At 70.9% G+C, this 15,088-nt stretch carries 15 protein-coding genes; 3 read left to right on the top strand and 12 right to left on the bottom strand.

What is annotated here, in order from left to right:
* Positions 1 to 99 precede the first annotated feature (99 nt).
* Complete coding sequence (locus GGQ83_RS04160; protein WP_184382318.1) at positions 100 to 1,131, top strand: ABC transporter substrate-binding protein; 1,032 nt, start codon at positions 100 to 102, stop codon at positions 1,129 to 1,131.
* A gap of 127 nt (positions 1,132 to 1,258) precedes the next feature.
* Here the strand turns inward: GGQ83_RS04160 and GGQ83_RS04155 are convergent, their stop codons facing one another.
* The 6 genes from GGQ83_RS04155 to GGQ83_RS04130 form a co-directional block, all read right to left on the bottom strand.
* Positions 1,259 to 2,539 carry an NAD(P)/FAD-dependent oxidoreductase gene (locus GGQ83_RS04155; protein ID WP_184382317.1) on the bottom strand — a complete coding sequence of 427 codons (1,281 nt, stop codon included), beginning with the start codon at positions 2,537 to 2,539 and terminating at the stop codon, positions 1,259 to 1,261.
* Positions 2,540 to 2,567: 28 nt separating this feature from the next.
* Complete coding sequence (locus tag GGQ83_RS04150; protein ID WP_184382316.1) at positions 2,568 to 2,867, bottom strand: c-type cytochrome; 300 nt, start codon at positions 2,865 to 2,867, stop codon at positions 2,568 to 2,570.
* A 19-nt stretch (positions 2,868 to 2,886) separates the two neighbouring features.
* Positions 2,887 to 3,207 (bottom strand): thiosulfate oxidation carrier complex protein SoxZ, encoded by a 321-nt coding sequence (locus GGQ83_RS04145; protein WP_184382315.1) that lies wholly within the window; start codon positions 3,205 to 3,207, stop codon positions 2,887 to 2,889.
* Positions 3,204 to 3,632, bottom strand: coding sequence for a thiosulfate oxidation carrier protein SoxY (locus tag GGQ83_RS04140; RefSeq protein WP_184382314.1), 429 nt, complete (start codon positions 3,630 to 3,632; stop codon positions 3,204 to 3,206). Before GGQ83_RS04140 ends, GGQ83_RS04145 begins: the two co-directional genes overlap by 4 nt.
* Positions 3,633 to 3,666: 34 nt before the next feature.
* Positions 3,667 to 4,821 carry a YeeE/YedE family protein gene (locus GGQ83_RS04135; protein WP_184382313.1) on the bottom strand — a complete coding sequence of 385 codons (1,155 nt, stop codon included), beginning with the start codon at positions 4,819 to 4,821 and terminating at the stop codon, positions 3,667 to 3,669.
* Positions 4,822 to 4,888: 67 nt separating this feature from the next.
* Positions 4,889 to 5,839, bottom strand: a complete 951-nt coding sequence (locus GGQ83_RS04130) for a Bug family tripartite tricarboxylate transporter substrate binding protein (RefSeq protein ID WP_184382312.1) — start codon at positions 5,837 to 5,839, stop codon at positions 4,889 to 4,891.
* Positions 5,840 to 5,958: 119 nt separating this feature from the next.
* Between GGQ83_RS04130 and GGQ83_RS04125 the strand changes: the two genes are divergently transcribed.
* On the top strand, positions 5,959 to 6,936 hold the full coding sequence (locus GGQ83_RS04125; RefSeq protein WP_184382311.1) for a Bug family tripartite tricarboxylate transporter substrate binding protein: 978 nt from the start codon (positions 5,959 to 5,961) through the stop codon (positions 6,934 to 6,936).
* A gap of 169 nt (positions 6,937 to 7,105) precedes the next feature.
* Here the strand turns inward: GGQ83_RS04125 and GGQ83_RS04120 are convergent, their stop codons facing one another.
* The 4 genes from GGQ83_RS04120 to hflK form a co-directional block, all read right to left on the bottom strand.
* Complete coding sequence (locus GGQ83_RS04120; RefSeq protein WP_184382310.1) at positions 7,106 to 8,296, bottom strand: M20 family metallopeptidase; 1,191 nt, start codon at positions 8,294 to 8,296, stop codon at positions 7,106 to 7,108.
* A gap of 99 nt (positions 8,297 to 8,395) precedes the next feature.
* On the bottom strand, positions 8,396 to 9,976 hold the full coding sequence (locus GGQ83_RS04115) for a DegQ family serine endoprotease (protein ID WP_184382309.1): 1,581 nt from the start codon (positions 9,974 to 9,976) through the stop codon (positions 8,396 to 8,398).
* A gap of 173 nt (positions 9,977 to 10,149) precedes the next feature.
* Positions 10,150 to 11,031: a protease modulator HflC gene (gene hflC / locus GGQ83_RS04110; protein ID WP_184382308.1), complete on the bottom strand. Its 882-nt coding sequence runs from the start codon at positions 11,029 to 11,031 to the stop codon at positions 10,150 to 10,152.
* Complete coding sequence (gene hflK, locus GGQ83_RS04105) at positions 11,028 to 12,113, bottom strand: FtsH protease activity modulator HflK (protein WP_311727160.1); 1,086 nt, start codon at positions 12,111 to 12,113, stop codon at positions 11,028 to 11,030. Before hflK ends, hflC begins: the two co-directional genes overlap by 4 nt.
* Before the next feature lie 284 nt (positions 12,114 to 12,397).
* Here hflK and apbC point away from each other — a divergent pair, with 284 nt between their 5' ends.
* Positions 12,398 to 13,504 carry an iron-sulfur cluster carrier protein ApbC gene (apbC, locus tag GGQ83_RS04100; RefSeq protein WP_184382307.1) on the top strand — a complete coding sequence of 369 codons (1,107 nt, stop codon included), beginning with the start codon at positions 12,398 to 12,400 and terminating at the stop codon, positions 13,502 to 13,504.
* 10 nt (positions 13,505 to 13,514) lie between these two features.
* Here the strand turns inward: apbC and GGQ83_RS04095 are convergent, their stop codons facing one another.
* Both GGQ83_RS04095 and thyX read right to left on the bottom strand, forming a co-directional pair.
* The gene (locus GGQ83_RS04095) at positions 13,515 to 14,099 is read right to left on the bottom strand and encodes an HD domain-containing protein (protein ID WP_184382306.1); all 585 of its coding nucleotides are present in this window, start codon (positions 14,097 to 14,099) and stop codon (positions 13,515 to 13,517) included.
* Positions 14,089 to 15,027, bottom strand: coding sequence for an FAD-dependent thymidylate synthase (thyX, locus tag GGQ83_RS04090; RefSeq protein ID WP_184382305.1), 939 nt, complete (start codon positions 15,025 to 15,027; stop codon positions 14,089 to 14,091). The genes GGQ83_RS04095 and thyX overlap by 11 nt, the downstream gene beginning before the upstream one ends.
* Positions 15,028 to 15,088 lie beyond the last annotated feature (61 nt).

Below are 15,088 nucleotides of genomic sequence, written 5' to 3'. Positions count from 1 at the left end.
AAGCGGGCCCGCCTTCGCCCTTGCCGCGCCCCGGCCCACCTCGCCAATTTCCGGGACAGTCGCGCGGCTCTATCACGGGCCGGAGAACAGGAGCATTTCATGACGCTGCGTCTCACCCGCCGGGCCGCGCTCGGCGCCGGCACGGGCCTGCTGGCCGCCCCGCATGTGGCGAACGCCCAGGCGCGCCCCACCGTGCGCTTCGCCTATGACTGGATCCTGAACGGCCCCTACGCCTTCGGCATCGCCGGCGAACGCCAGGGCTTCTTCCGCGAGGCGGGCATCGACATCACCATCCAGCGCGGCTTCGGCTCGGCGCGCGTGCCGCTGGACATGGCGGCCGGCACCTTCGACATCGCGATGGCCGACCCCACGCCCGTGCTGCGCTTCATGTCGCAGAACCCCAACAACGACCTGGTGGCGGTGGGCCTGCTCTGGGACCAGGCGCCGACGGCCGTGACCGTGCGCGCGGACGGCCCCATCAACAGCATCGCGGACCTGGCGGGCAAGACGCTGGCCGCGCCGGAGTTCGACGGCGGGCGGCAGGTGTTCCCGGCCTTCGCGGCGGTGAACAACATCCCGCTCAGCTCCATCACCTGGATGAGCGTGGCGCCCGAACTGCGCGAGACCATGCTGGTGCAGCGCCGCGCCGACGGCATCACGGGCTTCGTCACCTCCACCGCGCTGTCGCTTCGCGCGCTGGGCATGGACCTGCCGGCGCAGCGCATCTTCCGCTACCGCGAGCATGGGCTGGACTTCTTCTACGGCTCGGTGCTGCTGACCACGCGGCGCTACATGGACGCGAACCCGGATGCGGTGCGCGCCGTGGTGCATGGCATGATCCGCTCGCTGCGCTGGTCCTTCGCCAACCGCCCCGCCGCCATCCAGGCGCTGCGCGCGCGGGAGGCGCTGACGGATGTGGCCATCGAGACCATCCGCCAGGACATGGCGATGGCCGAGCTGGTGGACAGCCCCAATGTCCGCCGCCTGGGCCTGGGCATGATGGAGGCCCCGCGCTTCCAGCGGCAGATCGACGCGGTGAAGGCGGCCTTCAGCCTGGGCGACATGCCCACGCCGGACCGCTTCTTCACCGACCGCTTCCTGCCGCCGGCGGCGGAACGCCAGTTGGGCTGAAGCCCGGCCGGGACATGTGATCGGAGCGGCTGATTCACGCCTTCGGCGATTCCGCCGAAGGCGATCAGACGCTAGCGCCGAGCGGCTGATTCACGGCTTCGGCGATTCCACCGAAGCCGATCAGACGCTAGCCGAACATGTCCCGGGTGATGCTGGCATACCAGGCATCGGCGTAGAGCGCCTCCAGCCGGCGCTGCTCCGGGTGGTTGCCGCGCGGGGAGACGCCGCCCGATTGCGGCGTCTCGACGAAGCCGCTGCCATCGGGGTTGGGGCGGAACACGCCCACGACCGAGATGCCGTAGTCCTCGCCCACATGGCTGTAGCAGGTGTTGAAATAGACCGGGGCCGCAGGCGGCGCCTCGCCGCGCAGCAGGGCGGCCACGCTGGCCACCGCCTGCTTCGCCGTGCTGTTCGCCACATAGCCGGACTTGGGCATGGGGGGTGCCACGTTGGCATCGCCGATCACATGGATGCCCGTCGCCTGGCGGGCCTCGAAGGTCAGCGGGTCCACCGGCACCCAGCCGCCGGCATTGGCCAGCCCCGCCTCGATGGCGATGCGCGCGGCGGATTGCGGCGGGATGACATTGCCCACATCCACCTTGTGGCGCGTGCCGAACTCGCTCTCGAACTCGCGCGCGCCGGGGTCCACGCGGGTGATGCGGCCATCCTGGCTGGCCGGCACCCATTCGATCATCCCGGGATAGAGTTCGCCCCAGGCGTCCTGGAACAGGCCCTGCTTGCTGAAGGCGTTTTTCGCGTCGAAGGCCAGGATCTTGGCGCGCGGATTGTGCCGCTTGAGGTGCGCCGCGATCATGCTGATGCGCTCATAAGGGCCGGGCGGGCAGCGGAAAGGGTTGTCGGGGATGGCGAGACCCACCACGCCGCCCTCGGGCAGCGCCTCGATCTGGCGGCGCAGCAGCGTGGTCTGCGCGCCCTCGCCGGGCACCCAGGCGTGGGGGAAGATTTCCGACGCGGCCTCGTCATAGCCGGGCAGCGCATCCCAGCGCAGCGCGATGCCGGGCGAGAGGATCAGCCGGTCATAGGCGACCGTGGCACCACCCCGCAGGCGCAGGCTGCGCGCGGCGGGATCAATGCCCGCCACCCAGTCATGCACCACGTTCACCCCGCGCGCCCGCAGCCCGTCATAGCCGTGGCTGATCTGCTCCAGCCGCCGCGTCCCGGCCAGGACCAGGTTGCCATAGGGGCAGGTGACGAAGCGCGTCTTGGGCTCGATCAGCGTCACGTCCAGCCACGGGTAGGTCATGCGCGCGAAGCGGGCGGCGGAGGCGCCGCCGAAGCCGCCCCCCACCACCACGAGGCGCGCCTGCCCCTGGTTCTGCGCAAGGGCGGGGGCGGCCATCAGGGCCGGGGCGGCGCCCAGCAGGGCGCGGCGGGTGGTGAAGGTCATGTGCGGGGCGCCTCTCAACGGGACGAGATCAGCGGGCTTGGGCGAGATAGGCGGCGACGGCCGTGATTTCCTCGGGCGTGTAGCCGCGGGCGATACGGCCCATGATGGTGCCGGGGCGTTCATTGGCGCGGAACGCCGTCATCTGCGCGACAAGCTCCGGCGCCGGGCGGCCGGCGATGGCCGGCACGCCATCCTGCCCCGCCGCCCCCGGCCCATGGCAGCCCAGGCAGGCCTGCGCCAGCAGCGGGCCGTTGGAGGCGGGCTGCGCGAGAGCAGGCGCGGCCAGCAGTATCGGCAGGGCCAAGGTCAGGCGGCGAAGCTGGATCATGGGGCGGCGGTTCCGGCTGTCAGGCGATGGTGACCCGCGCGGTGGCGCGCACGCTGCGGCCCCCCTCGTCGGACCAGATGAACTCGATCTCGCTGCTGCGCTCCAGGCGCAGGAAGAAGACGTGGTAGGGGTTGGCGGCGGTGCCGTTGCGCAGCGTGGCATCCAGCGCGACCTGGCCCTCCACCCGCACCAGCAGGCGGTTGAGCATGTCGCGGGGCGGGGCATCCGGCCGCAACCCGGTTTCCATGGGGTGCGTCATCAGGCAGCGGATTTCGAAGGCCTCGCCGCGGCGGGCGCTGCGGGGCACGCGCAGGCGGGGCGTGGCCAGCGGCGCGCTCATGCCAGGCACCCCCCGGTGGAGACCCTTGCCTCGGCCACCGCGCGGCGGCGGGTGCCGTCGCTCATCACCGCGATGGCGATGACCTGCTGGTGTTCCGCGAGGCGGATGCGCGTCTGCACCTCGGCGCGGGCGAGCAGCGGCGTCAGGCGGAAGCTGGCGACGCCCGGCGTCGGGTTGCGGGTGGCGAAGATGTGGATGGCGGTGACGTGCAGCGCCTCGGTCTGCGGGCTTTCCACCTGGACGGTGAGTGGAACCTGGCCGCCATTCTCGGCGGTGGCGGGCAGGGCGAGGGTGATGCCGGCTTCAGTGAACGCGCCCTCGCCCACGGCGTCGCGGATCGCCTCCTGCAGCCCGGCCGCGGCGGCGGGCCAGGGCAGGGCGAGAAGGGTGAGCAGGGCGCGTCGGCGCAGGCGTGGATTTGACATGGCCCCACCCTGCTATTTGAACGATTTTATCTTGTCAATTAGGCGTTCGTCTATTCACCAGATTCATCAGCTTGAGTCCCACCCAATTCCCCAGCAGCGCGGGCACAATCCACACCCAGCCATGCATGCTGCCCGAGGCGATGCCCGCCACATAGGCGCTGATGTTGCACCCCGTCGCCAGCACCGCGCCCACGCCCAGCAGCAAGCCGCCCAGGATGGCGGTGGCCACCTCGCCCAGGCGCGGCAGCCGCCAGCCGGAGGCCCGCCCCGCCAGCGCCGCCGCGAGGAAGGCACCGGCCATGAGGCCCAGGTTCATCAAGGTGATACGGTCCGTCCACACGGGGCGCAGCCAGGCTTCGACGCGCGTCGGGTCTTCCCAATAGGTCCAGAAGGAGGGGTCGTCCCAGCCCAGCGCCTCGACCAGGCTGGAACCCCAGAGCGGGAAGGCGGCCGTGATGGCCCAGGGCCGCCCCGCCACCACCAGCGTGGCAATGCCCAGCACGGCCAGCGCCACGGCGCCCCAGGCCAGGGGCCAGGGGCCGCGCAACGGGTCGCCGCCCCGCCAGGCCAGGGGTTCCACACTTCCATGACGTGCTTTTTCCAGCGCGCGTGAGGCCAGCGCCACCAAGCCCAGCACCCCCAGGCTCAGCCCCAGCGCCGGCCAGAGGCCCAGCGCGCCCGGCAGGGACAGCGCCGGCAGGGTCCGCCAGGGCAGCCAGAAATCAGCCTGCCACGCCGCCAGCGTCGCCCCGGCCACGAAGGCGGCGAGCGTGATCCACATCCGCACCGCCCCGCCGCCCGCCGTGTAGAGCGTGCCCGACGCGCAGCCGCCCCCCATCTGCATCCCCACGCCGAAGAGGAAGGCGCCCAGCAGCAAGGCCCAGCCCACGGGGAAGACGAAGCCGCGCACGGGCGCGCCCAGCACCTCGCCGGCTTCCAGTGCCGGCAGGAAGAAGGCGACCAGCACGGCCAGCAGCAGCATCTGGGCGCGCAGCCCAGCCCCCCTGCCCTCGGCCAGCAGACGGCGGAAGGCGCCCGCGAAGCCAAAGGTCGCGTGGAACAGCGCCACCCCCAGCCCCGCGCCGATCAGCCACAGCAAGGCCACCCGGCCGCCCTGGGACATCCCCAGGGCCACGGCACCGCCGCAAAGCAGCAGCAGCCCCAGCAGCACATTCACGCGCAACGACATACGGCCCCGCCTCGGAATATCCGGGCGGGGCATATGCACATTCTTGTCGCGTGAAAAGAGGGCGAGCTCAGTCCGCCCGGATGCCCGCCACGCGCACGGTCTCGCTGAGGCGCGTCACCTCGGAGGCGATGAAGGCGCGGAACTCCGCCCCGTCCATGGGGCGCGGGATGCTGCCGCTGCCCCGGATGCGCGTGGCCACGGCCTCGTCCCGCACGGCGGCGAGCGCCTCGCGCTCCAGCACCGCCACGCGCTCGGCGGGCGTGCCGCGCCCGGCGAAGAGGCCGAACCACCCCACCGACACCAGATCCACCCCCGCTTCGCGCAGGGTGGGCACGTCGTCAAAGCCCGGCGCGCGTTCGGCGCTGGTCACGGCCAGCGCCTTCATCCGGCCGGAGCGCACCAGGTCGGCGGCGGCGGCGATGGTCTGGAACATCACCTCCACCCGCCCGGCGATCACGTCCGTATTGGCCGCCCCCGTCTCGCGATAGGGCACGTGGTCCATCTCAAGCCCGGCCGCGATGGCGAACTGCGCGCCGGCCAGGTGCAGCGAGGTGCCATTGCCGATCGAGGCGTAGTTCAGCCGTCGCGTGCGCGCCAAGGCCACGAATTCCGCCACGCTGTTCACCGGCAGACTGTTGGGCACCACCATGATGTTGGGCGAGAGCGCGATCATCGCCACCGGCACCAGGTCCGCATCCGGGTCGAAGGGCAGGCGGGCGAAGAGGAAGCGGTTCACCGCCACCGGAACGCCATTCAGGATGAGGGTGTGGCCATCACGCTCGGCGGCCAGGGCGGCCGCGGTGCCGATATTGCCGCCGGCGCCGCTGCGGTTCTCGATGGTGACGGGCTGGCCGACCCCGCGCGACAGGCGCTCGCCCACCACGCGGCCCAGGAAGTCGGCCGCGCCGCCGGGCGGGAAGGGCACGACCAGCCGCAGCGGCCGGTCGGGGAAGGATTGCGCCCGCGCGGCGGCGAATGGCAGCAGGGCGGGCAAGGACAAAATACCACGGCGAAGCATGAAAAACCCTCCGGTTCACAGAGGGTTATGCAAACTGCATGCCGTGGGCCGTCTTCGCCATGGACTCCCGCCCCGCCGGGCGCCACGCTTCGGGCAACCATAAACCGGAGCGTCCATCCATGTCCGTCATCACCCGGCGCAAGGCGGCCCGCCTCGCCGCGCCGTTGCTCCTCCTTGGCCCCGGCATCGCGCGCGCCCAGGCCTGGCCCGCGCGGCCGGTGCGCTTCGTCGTGGGCTTCGCGCCGGGGGGCGTGAACGACATCATGGCCCGCATCATCGCGGGCAAGCTGACGGAGCGGATGGCCGGCAGCCAATTCATCGTGGAGAACCGCCCCGGTGCCAGCACCCAGGTCGCGGCCGACCATGTGGCGCGGGCGGCACCGGACGGGCTGACCTTCCTCTACACCTCGCCCTCCACCCTCATCAGCGTGCTGGTGAACCGGACGGCGACCATTGACCCGATGCGGGCCCTGGCGCCGGTCATCATGGCGCAATCCGCGCCGCTCGCACTCGTCAGCCGGGCGGATTTCCCCGCGCGGACGGTGCCGGAATTCCTGGAACTGGCGCGGGCGCGCGGCCAGGCGCTCACCGTCTCCCACCCCGGCACCGGCGCCATCAACCACCTGGCCATGGTGCTGTTGTCACGGCAGACGGGCATTGACCCGACGCTGGTGCCCTATACCGGCAACCAGCCTTCCATCACGGCGCTGATGCGCGGCGAGGTGGACCTGGCGCATGACGGGCTTTCCACCCCGCGCCCGCAATTGCTGGAGGGAAGGCTGCGCGCCATCGCCGTCACCAGCGCCGAACGCCTGCCGACGCACCCCGACATCCCCACCTTCGCGGAAACCGTGCCGGGACATGAGGTCATCTTCTGGGGCGGGCTGCTGGCGCCCGCCGCCACGCCGCCGGCCATCCTCGACCGCCTGGCGGATGAGGTGGAAGCGGTGCTGCGCCAGCAGGATGTGATTGACCGCATCCGTGGCTTCGGGGGCGAGCCTGGGCAGGGTGGCCGCGCCGGTTTCGCCCGCGCCTATGCCGCCGACTGGGAGAAATGGGGCCGCGTGGTGCGGGAGAACGGCATCCAGACGGGGTAAGCCGCCATATGGGCGGCGTGATGGCCCTCGATGGAGACACCGAAGGCCATCAGCCGCCTCAAGCCTGGCCTGGAGCGGGATGCGTTGAGGTGGAATCACCGAAAACGCTGAATCCCGCTCTCAACAAGGTTGGAGCAGGCGGCGTGAACGCATGTGAACGCCGCATGCTCTACAGCCCCGCGTGCTCCAGCCGCAGCACCGCCCGCGCCATCGCCTGGGCGCGGGGCACGAAGCTGCTGATCTCCAGGTATTCCTCCGGGCTGTGCGCCAGCCCGCCCACCGGCCCCACGGCGCAGATGGTGGGCGCGCCCTGCTGGGCGGTGAAGCCGCTGTCGGCGCAGCCGCCCGAGAATTCGCCCTCCACCTTCAACCCGGCATCGGCGGCGGCACCCTGGTAGAGGCCGAACAGCTTCTTCGCCGCCGCATCCTGGGTGAGCGCGTTGAACTCGCCCTTGATGGTGAGCTTCGCCTTGGTACCGGGGACGTAGCTGCGGCCGATGATCTCATGGATCTTGGCCATCACCTCCTCGCGGTCCTCGGGCTTCACGTAGCGGAGGTCAATCTGGCCCTGGGCGCTGGGGGCCACGGTGTTCACGCTCTGCCCACCCTGCACCAGACCCACATTCAAGGTGATGCCGCGCTCCAGGTCCGTCAGGGCATGGATGGCCACGATCTTGTGCGCGAGTTCGCCGATGGCGGAAATGCCCGCCTGGAAATTGCCGCCCGAATGGCTGGCCTTACCCTCGATGTCGAACACCATGAACACGCCGCCCTTGCGGCCAGTGACGACATTGCCCGAGGGGCGGCCGGGTTCCGAATTGAACACGACGCGGGCACCGCGCGCCTCCTCCTCGATCACGGCGCGGCCCTCGGGGCTGCCGATCTCCTCGTCGCCGGTGAACAGGCCCACCATCGGTCCCGGCGCGCCGCCGAACTTCGCGAAGGCGGCGAGGACGAACATGTTCATCACCAGCCCGGCCTTCATGTCGGCCACGCCGGGCCCGTAGGCGCGGCCATCCTTGATGGTGAAGGGGCGGCGCTCCGGCTCGCCCTTGGGGAAGACGGTGTCGCGGTGGCCCATCAGCACGATGTTGGCCGCGTGGTTGCCGCGGGTGGGCGCCGTGCCTTCGTGCGGCAGGATGGCGCGCAGGCAGTCGCCGAAGCGCTCGCCCTTCACCGTCTCGACCTTCAGGCCGTGGCTTTCGCAGAATGCCTTGATGCGCGCGCCGACCGCGTCCACGCCCGCCTTGTCGTAACTGCCGCCATCGGTGTTCACGAGATCCGCCAGCACGTCCAGCATCGCCTGCTGCTGGGTGGCGAGCCAGGCGGTGATCTTGGCTTCGATGCTTTCGGTGTTCATGCGCGGGCTCCATCCATCAACAAGGCGATGAGGGATGCGACCACGGGAAAGGGCCGCCCGCAACCACGGGCGGCCCCTTTTGTCAGCCTCCGGCCTTCGTCAGCGCGAGGGCGCGGCCAGGCGCAGCGGCACGAAGCGCTGGCCCTGCTGGCTCTCGATCAGGAACAGGGCGGTGGCGCGGTTCTGGCGGCGCAGCCGCTCGATCCGTTCCTGCAGCTCCTGCGCGGTGGTCACGCGCTCCTGCTGGACTTCCAGCACGATGTCGCCGGGGCGGATTTCCCGCTCGGCGGCGGGAGAGCCGCCGGTGACGTCCACCACCACCACGCCGCGCGCCTCGGGGCGGAGGCGGAAGCGTTCCCGCAGCTCCGGCGTCACGCCGGCCACCCGCATGCCGAGGCCGGCCAGTTCCACCGGCTGATCCGGGCGGGCCGGCTCCGGCGTCGCGCCGGCCTGGGCCTGCTCCGAAGGCAGTTCGCCCAGCGTGACCTCGACCGTCACCTCGCGGCCATCGCGCCACACCACCACGGGCACGCGCGTGCCCACGGCCGTGTCGGCCACGATGCGCGGCAGGGTGCGCATCTCGCGCACCTCCTGGTTGTTGAAGCGCAGCACCACGTCGCCGGCGCGCAGGCCCGCGGCGGCGGCGGGGCCACCTTCCTGCGCGCGGGCGATTAGCGCGCCGCGGGTGCCGTTGCGAAGCTGCAGGCTCTCGGCGATCTCGTCGGTCACCTGCTGGATGTTCACGCCCAGCCAGCCACGCCGCACCCGGCCACCATCGGCCAACTGCCGCACGATGCCGCGCGCCAGGTTGGAGGGGATGGAGAAGCCGATGCCGATGGAACCACCCGTCGGCGAATAGATGGCGGTGTTGATGCCCACCACCTCGCCGCGCAGGTTGAACAGGGGGCCGCCCGAATTGCCGCGGTTGATGGCGGCGTCGGTCTGGATGAAGTCGTCGAAGGGGCCCTGGCGGATGTCACGGCCGCGCGCCGAGACGATGCCCGCCGTCACGGTGCCGCCCAGGCCGAAGGGGTTGCCGATGGCCAGCACCCAGTCGCCCACCTCGGCCGTGTCGGAATCGCCCCAGGCCACATAGGGCAGCGGCGCGGAATGGTTCACCCGCAGCACGGCCAGGTCGGTGCGCGGGTCGGTGCCCAGCAGCGTGGCGCGCAGCGTCGTGTTGTCCTGGAGAATGACGTTGATCTCGTCCGCGCCCTCGATGACGTGGTTGTTCGTGATGACGATGCCAGAGGCATCCACCACGAAGCCCGAGCCGAGCGACTGGGCGCGGCGCTGCGGCGCGCCCTGGGGCGGGCGGCCCGGGGCGGGCGGCGCCTCACCCTGGGGGCCGGGGCGCTGGCGATTGAAGAAGTCGCGGAAGAATTCCTCGAAGGGCGAGCCGGGCGGGGCCTGAGGCGCGGGCGCGTCCGGACGGCCGCCGGGGCCGGGACGCGCGCCCACATTCTGCGTGGTGGAGATGTTCACCACGGCAGGCAGCAGGCGGCGCACCAGCGGCGCGAAGCTTTCGGGCGCGCCGGGCGGCGGGCTGGCCGGGCCGGTGGTGCCCGGGGCGGGAGTCGCCTCGGGTGCCGGTGCTGCCTGCGGCGCCGGGGCGGGCGCCTGCTGCGCCGCCACTGGCAGCGCGCCCAGGAGGAAGATGGCCAGGAAGAGACGACGCATGCGGCGGAACCTCATCATTGTTCGGCAACGGGGGGCCGGGCCGGGAGCCCAGGATGTGTCACGACGGCACCGCACCGCAACAGTCGTGGGGCGGGGAAGTTGCGAGGGTTGCAACTTGTCCCCTTCGGACACCGGCGGTTACACGCCGCCGGTGCCGCAAGGCCAGCGCGCAATCAGCGCTGGACCGGGGTCATCCCGGGCATATCCCGGAAGAAGCGGAAGAAATCGCTGTCCGGGGTGAGCACGAGGCGTGCCTCGCCCTCGCCGAAGACCGTGCGATAGGCCTGCATGGTGCGCCAGAACTGGAAGAATTCCGGATCACGGCTGAAGGCCTCGGCGAAGATGCCGATCGCTTCCTGCTCACCCGCACCGCGCAGGATGGCCGCATTGGCCTCGGCTTCCGCCAGCAGCACGGTGCGGTCACGCTCGGCCTGGGCACGGATGCGCTGGGCCTGTTCGGCGCCTTCCGCGCGGGCCTCGCGCGCCACGCGCTCACGCTCGGACTGCATGCGCGCCAGGATGGCCTGGGTGTTCTCCTCCGGCAGGTCGGCGCGGCGGATGCGGACATCCGTCACCACGATGCCGAAGCGCGAGGCCTCGTCGTTCACCTGGTCGCGGATGGCGCCCATGATGCGCGGCCGGTCGGCCGAGAGCATGGACAGCAGGGATTCACTGCCGAGCACGCGGCGCATGGAGGAGCTGACGATGGAGTTCAGCCGCCCCCGGATGCCCTGCTCGGTCGCGCCCACCGTCTGGAAGAACAGCAGCGGGTCGGTGATGCGGTAGCGGGTGAAGCTGTCCACGATGACGCGGCGCTGGTCGCCCAGGATCACCTCCTCGCCACCGCCCTCGAAGTCGAGCAGGCGGCGGTCAAAGGTGATGACGTTCTGCACGAAGGGCAGCTTCACGTTCAGCCCCGGCTCGCGGATCACGCGGACGGGCTCGCCGAACTGCGTGATCAGCACCTGCTGGGTCTGGTGCACGGTGAAGAGCGTGCTGGCCAGGGTGATGAGGGCGACGAATACGACGCCGCCCAGGATCGCGAGCTTGTTCATCGTGTGCCTCCCTGGTTGGCGGGTCTCTGCTGGTTCATCATCGGCGCCATGACGGCCGGCGAGAGCTGCTGCTGCGCCTGCGGCTGCCGGGTGCCGCCCTGACCGCGTGCCTGCTGCCCACCTTCGAGCTGGAGGAAGGGCACCAGGCCCTGCAGCCGGTCATCCACCAGGATCATGTTGTTGCGGCGGAGGATTTCCTCCATCGTTTCCAGGTAGATGCGTCGCGTCGTCACGTCCTGCGCGAGGCTGTAGGCCCCGAGCACGGCGTTGAACCGGCCGGCCTCGCCTCGGGCGCGGGCGATCTGGCTGTCGCGGAAACCGGTCGCTTCCTGGACCATCCGCTCGGCCTCGCCTCGGGCGCGGGGGATGATGTCGTTGCGGAAGCTCTCGGCTTCGTTGCGCAGGCGCTCGCGGTCGGTGTTGGCGCGCTGCACGTCGCGGAAGGCCTCGATGACCGCCGCCGGCGGGTCCACCTTCAGCAGCTGCACCTGCGTGATTTCCACGCCGGAGCCATACTGGTCCATCATCGCCTGGGTCAGGCGGCGGACCTCCTGCTCGATGGCGGCGCGCGCCTCGGTCAGCGCGGGCTGGATGGGCGTGCGGCCGATGACCTCGCGCATCACGCTCTCACCGGCGGACTTCACCGTTTCTTCCGGGTTGCGCGTGTTGAAGAGGAACTCGCCCGCGTCGCGGATGCGCCAGAACACCGAGAAGTCCACGTCGATGATGTTCTCGTCGCCCGTCAGCATCAGGCTTTCGGCCAGCACGTCGCGCGCGGGGATAATGCGGCCCGTGTTGTCCGCCCCGGCGCGGAAGCCCACATCGGCGCGGTTGATGCGGGTGACGCGCGGCGTGGTGACCTGCTCCACCGGCCAGGGGATGGCGTAGTTCAGGCCCGGCGGCGTGGTGCGGTTGAAGGCGCCGAAGCGCATGACCACGCCCAGCTCATCCGGCTGCACCCGGTAGAAGCCCGAGGCGCCCCAGATCGCGACCACGATCAGCAGAACGGCGCCGATGGCGCGGCCGCCACCCGTGCCGCGCGGCAGGAAGCGCCGCACCGCGTTCTGGGCGTTGCGGATCATTTCCTCGATGTCGGGCCCCTGGCCCGGGCCACGGCCACCGCCGCCACCCCCGCCACCGCCCTGTGGCGGTCCGCCCCAGGGTCCCCCGCCACCGGGACGGGGGTTGCCCCAAGGGCTGGGGCCGCCATTGTTCCACGCCATCTCTGTGGTGATCTCCCGTCTGGCGCGCACCATGGCGCACCGCCTGCATTACCTGTCCTACACATGCCCCGCAGGGGGGTGGGTGCACAACCCGTCTGGCCGTGCATATGAGGACGCCCAGCGCTCAAGGAAAGGTCAACCGCATGTCGGAAGCCATCGTGGAAGGGGTCAAACGCGCATTGCGCGCCGTGCGAGACCCGAAGACCGGCCAAAGCGTGATCGAGAACGGAATGGTCGAGACCGTCAGCGTGCGCGACGGCCTGGTGCAGTTCGCCCTCGCCGTCCCGCGGGAGCGCGCGCGGGAGCTGGAATCGTTGCGCCATGCGGCCGAACGCGCCGCCGCCGCGGTGCCGGGCGTGATCTCGGCCACGGTGGTGATGACGGCGCACCGCGAGGTGCAGACCCCGGCCGGCCCCGCCACCTCCACCCGCCCGCCGCCGGGCCAGGGGCAGATGCTGCTGCCGGGCGTGCGGAAGATCGTGGCCGTGGCCTCGGGCAAGGGCGGTGTGGGCAAGTCCACCACCGCGGTGAACCTCGCCGTCGCGCTGGCCGCGCAGGGGCTGCGCGTGGGGCTGCTGGACGCCGACATCTACGGCCCCTCCCTGCCCCTGATGCTGGGCACGCAGGAGAAGCCCCGCGCGGTGGACAACCGCATCCAGCCCATCGCGCGCTGGGGGCTGAAGGCCATGTCCATCGGCTTCCTGGTGGAGCAGGAGACGGCGATGATCTGGCGCGGCCCCATGGTGATGGGCGCGCTGGAGCAGATGATGGGCCAGGTGGACTGGGGCGAGCTGGACGTGATGGTGGTGGACATGCCCCCCGGCACCGGCGACGCGCAGCTCACCATGAGCCAGCGCGTGCCGCTGGCGGGCGCGGTCATCGTCTCCACGCCGCAGGACATGGCGCTGATCGACGCCCGCCGCGGCGTGAAGATGTTCGAGAAGGTGAACGTTCCGGTCCTGGGCCTGATCGAGAACATGAGCTTCTTCTGCTGCCCGCAATGCGGCCACCGCAGCGACATCTTCGGCCATGGCGGCGCGCGGGCGGAGGCGGCGCGGCTGGGTCTGGATTTCCTGGGCGAATTGCCGCTCAAGCTTTCCATCCGCGAGACCTCGGATGCCGGCACGCCCATCGTGCTGGCCGCGCCCGAAAGCGAGGAGGCCGGGCTCTACCGCGCCATCGCCGCGCGCATCTGGGAAAAGCTGGAGGCGGGTGTGGCCCCCGCCGGGCCGCGCATCGTGATGGAGTGAGGGCGCGGCCTCACTCCCGCAGCAGCCCCTCCGCCATGGCGCGGGTGTAGAGCGCCTCGATCATCGGTGCGAAGGGCGGGCCGAGGTCGAGGGCGGGCTGCATCCGCTTCAGGCTGCGCGCGCGGGTCAGGCCCACTTCCTTCCACGCGGGCGCGCCGCAATCCACCTGCTGGGCGAAGCCCTGCAGCCGATCGCAGCCCATGGCGAATCGGGCATCGGGGGTGTCCTGCGCCTCGAACTCGGCCCAGAGGGTGGAAAGCCGCGCGGCGAGATCGGGCGGCAAAGTGCCGAAGATGCGCGCCGCCGCCGCCTGTTCGCGCGCCTGCTGGGTGAGGAGGCCCGCCTCGTCGAAGGCGAAGGTGTCGCCGGCCTCGATCTCGATCACGTCATGCACCGCGATCATGGACAGCACCCGGGCCAGGTCCGGGCGAGGGTCCACCTCCTCCGCCAGAAGCACCGCGATCATCGCCACATGCCAGGCGTGTTCGGCGCTGTTCTCCAGGCGGCCCTGGGTGCGGGCGGCGCGGTGGACGTGCTTCAGCCGGTCGCACAGGTTCAGGAAGCCCTGGATGGCGGCCAGCCGGTCAGGCGGCACGGCCCAGCGTCTCCATCAACTCGCGCCACTCGCGCTTGGACAGGCCGCTCGTCTCCTGCGTCACGCCCTCGCCGGCCAGCATGCGCTTCACGATGGCGAGCATCTGCGCCGACAGCGTCACGGCGCCCATGCGGTAGTCGGCGAAGGCCTCGTAGCTGTGCGGCACCCAGGCCTGGACGATCTTGAGCATCGCCTCGGCATAGACGCGGATTTCATACTGGGCGTGGGCGTCGGCGCGCAGGCTGAGGAAATGCAGCAGGTTGTGCAGGTCCGTCTTCCAGTACCACTGCGTATAGGCGTTGAGCGTGAGGTTCATCCGCGCCAGTTCGCGGGCGAGGCCGGAGCGGGATTCGTCCTGGACGTTCCCCGCCTCGTCCTCGTTCAGCATCCAGGCGTAGTGGTCGTAGTTGCGGGCGGCGTCCTCGCGCAGCAGGCGCAACACTTCTTCCGCCTCCGCGCCTTGCAGCACATCGCCCCGGCCCTGGCGGTTGCTTGCGGATTGCGCGGCGAGCTGCTCCGGCGCCGGGATGTAGAATTCGCGGTCCATGACCGAATACCGCGCCGAATACTCGTTCACATTGGCGGTGCGGTGCCGGATCCATTGCCGCGCCACGAAGATGGGCAGCTTCACGTGATACTTGATCTCGCACATCTCGAAGGGGGTCGAGTGGCGGTGGCGCATGAGGTAGCGGATCAGCCCGCGGTCCTCGTTGGCGGCCTTGGTGCCGCGGCCGTAGGAGACGCGGGCCGATTGCACCACGGCGCCGTCATCGCCCATGTAGTCCACCACGCGCACGAAGCCGTGGTCGAGCACGGGGATGGGCGTGAACAGCATGGCCTCGAGCGCGGGCACGGTGGCGCGGCGCGTCTCGTGGCGCGCGGCCTGGGCCTCGGTCAGTTCCGCCTGCTGGGCTTGGGTGAGTGCCATGGGGTGCCCCTTCTGTGCGCGGGGATTTGAACGGGGCCGGCGCCGGGCGCAAGGGCCGGCC

It is taken from the genome of Roseococcus suduntuyensis (genome assembly GCF_014196305.1).
Lineage (GTDB): Bacteria > Pseudomonadota > Alphaproteobacteria > Acetobacterales > Acetobacteraceae > Roseococcus > Roseococcus suduntuyensis.
The sequence above is the reverse complement of the archived record's forward strand: the minus strand, read 5'-3'. Positions and strand labels throughout refer to the sequence as shown.

Bases quoted from the DNA above. Each gene is read 5' to 3' on its own strand.
- GGQ83_RS04140 (WP_184382314.1), bottom strand. From the start codon at position 3,632: ATGTCAAATCCACGCCTGCGCCGACGCGCCCTGCTCACCCTTCTCGCC.
- hflC (WP_184382308.1), bottom strand. From the start codon at position 11,031: ATGAACAAGCTCGCGATCCTGGGCGGCGTCGTATTCGTCGCCCTCATC.
- GGQ83_RS04135 (WP_184382313.1), bottom strand. From the start codon at position 4,821: ATGTCGTTGCGCGTGAATGTGCTGCTGGGGCTGCTGCTGCTTTGCGGC.
- apbC (WP_184382307.1), top strand. From the start codon at position 12,398: ATGTCGGAAGCCATCGTGGAAGGGGTCAAACGCGCATTGCGCGCCGTG.
- GGQ83_RS04145 (WP_184382315.1), bottom strand. From the start codon at position 3,207: ATGAGCGCGCCGCTGGCCACGCCCCGCCTGCGCGTGCCCCGCAGCGCC.
- GGQ83_RS04155 (WP_184382317.1), bottom strand. From the start codon at position 2,539: ATGACCTTCACCACCCGCCGCGCCCTGCTGGGCGCCGCCCCGGCCCTG.
- GGQ83_RS04115 (WP_184382309.1), bottom strand. From the start codon at position 9,976: ATGCGTCGTCTCTTCCTGGCCATCTTCCTCCTGGGCGCGCTGCCAGTG.
- GGQ83_RS04160 (WP_184382318.1), top strand. From the start codon at position 100: ATGACGCTGCGTCTCACCCGCCGGGCCGCGCTCGGCGCCGGCACGGGC.
- GGQ83_RS04125 (WP_184382311.1), top strand. From the start codon at position 5,959: ATGTCCGTCATCACCCGGCGCAAGGCGGCCCGCCTCGCCGCGCCGTTG.
- GGQ83_RS04130 (WP_184382312.1), bottom strand. From the start codon at position 5,839: ATGCTTCGCCGTGGTATTTTGTCCTTGCCCGCCCTGCTGCCATTCGCC.
- GGQ83_RS04150 (WP_184382316.1), bottom strand. From the start codon at position 2,867: ATGATCCAGCTTCGCCGCCTGACCTTGGCCCTGCCGATACTGCTGGCC.
- GGQ83_RS04120 (WP_184382310.1), bottom strand. From the start codon at position 8,296: ATGAACACCGAAAGCATCGAAGCCAAGATCACCGCCTGGCTCGCCACC.
- hflK (WP_311727160.1), bottom strand. From the start codon at position 12,113: ATGATCCGCAACGCCCAGAACGCGGTGCGGCGCTTCCTGCCGCGCGGC.
- thyX (WP_184382305.1), bottom strand. From the start codon at position 15,027: ATGGCACTCACCCAAGCCCAGCAGGCGGAACTGACCGAGGCCCAGGCC.